This is a genomic window from Sphingomonas sp., from assembly GCF_031380695.1.
Lineage (GTDB): Bacteria > Pseudomonadota > Alphaproteobacteria > Sphingomonadales > Sphingomonadaceae > Sphingomicrobium.
This window is the reverse complement of record NZ_JANMWY010000077.1, coordinates 1-1,514: the sequence shown is the minus strand read 5'-3', so window position 1 is coordinate 1,514 and position 1,514 is coordinate 1. Positions and strand designations below refer to the sequence as shown.

Genomic DNA, 1,514 nt, shown 5'->3' with positions numbered 1-1,514 from the left:
CCGACGCACAGCGCGCGCGCCTGCTGACGAGCAAGTCGCCGCCGGTGCTGGGCGTACTCGAATCGCCGATGGCGAAACCGCGCCTGACCGGGACCATCAGCCAGAACGGGCGGACGGTCGGGCAACTTCAGTATATCATCGACGACGCCCGCCTCCACGCCGTCGCCACCGCGCCCGCCCCGGTGACGATCGCCGTCACCTCGACCGAGCGCACGGGCGGATCGCTCGCCACGACGCTCGAACTGACGGCGCGGGCCGGGCAGACGATCGTCTTCCTGCTGACCATCCTGCTGGCCGGCGCGGTGCTGTCGCAGCTGATCGAGGAGAAATCGAACAAGGCAATCGAAATCCTCGCTGCCGCCGTGCCGGTCGACGCGATCTTCGTCGGCAAATTATTCGCGATGCTGGCGATCAGCGTCGTCGGAATCATCGTGTGGACGCTGGTCGGCAGCCTGGCGATCGCCACCTGGGCCAGCGGCGGTCTTGGCGGATTGCCCACGCCGGCGGTCGGCTGGCCGGCATTCATCGGGCTGTCGGTGCTCTATTTCGCCACCGCCTATCTGCTGATCGGCGCGGTGTTCCTGGCGATCGGCAGCCAGGCAGCGAGCGTGCGCGAGATCCAGACGCTCAACATGCCGGTCGTGCTGGGCCAGTCGATGGTCTATTTCTTCGGCGCCTCGGCGGTCGGTCATCTCGACGAGGCCAAGGGGCTGGCGGCGGCGATCTTCCCGCTGTCGTCCCCCTTCGCGATGATCGCGCGCGCGGCGGAGCAGCCGATGCTGTGGCCGCACTTCGTCGCCTTGCTGTGGCAGGCGCTGTGGGTCACGCTCATCTTGCGCGGCGGGGCGAAGCTGTTTCGCCGCAATGTGCTGAAGTCGGGACCGCAAAAACGCTGGTGGCGACGGAAGGCCCCGGTTCCGTCTTACTTAAATCGACTCTAACCCGATATCGCAACCCGCGCATTCTCCTCGAGTTGCTTCATCAGCGCGCGGTGGGGGAAGGGGCCGTGGCTGATCCGGGCGATGCCGGCGTTGGCCCATTGCGCCCGGGTCGGCCCGCCGGGGAAGGCGATGGCGTTGACCGGCAGCGGCGATGCCCTGCACAATTTCTCGACCAGCTTGAGATCGCCCAGCCGTGGCGCGAAAAAGCCGCTCGCGCCGGCGTCGGCGAACCCCAGCGCCCGCTCGATCGCCTCGTCGAGCATCGCCGCGTCGTGCGTCTCCGGTTGGTGCTTCAGGAACAGGTCGGTGCGTGCGTTGATGAAGAAATCGCTCCCGACCGCCGTGCGGATCGCCGCGATCCGCTGGGCCTGCAGCTTGAGCGGGTGCAGGCCCTCTCCGCCGATGACCTGATCCTCGAAATTGCACCCGACCGCGCCGGTCGCCGCGAGCAGCGCGACATTGACGCCAGCGGCGACCGGGTCGGTCGAGTAAGCCCCCTCAAAATCCACCGACAGCGGCACCGCGACCGCCGCCACGATGCGCGTGGCGTTGGCGAGCGCGAACGCAATCGGC

General features: G+C 68.0%; 2 protein-coding genes. One reads left to right on the top strand and one right to left on the bottom strand.

Annotated elements, in window-relative coordinates; genetic code table 11:
- On the top strand, positions 1 to 941 hold a 941-nt coding region (locus tag RMN84_RS03000), incomplete at its 5' end, for an ABC transporter permease (protein ID WP_309610724.1).
- On the opposite strand, the gene RMN84_RS02995 is transcribed toward RMN84_RS03000, so the two are convergent.
- Positions 938 to 1,514 (bottom strand): isocitrate lyase/phosphoenolpyruvate mutase family protein (locus RMN84_RS02995; protein WP_309610723.1); only part of this gene is annotated, 577 nt, incomplete at its 5' end. The two genes, RMN84_RS03000 and RMN84_RS02995, sit on opposite strands and share 4 nt — an antisense overlap.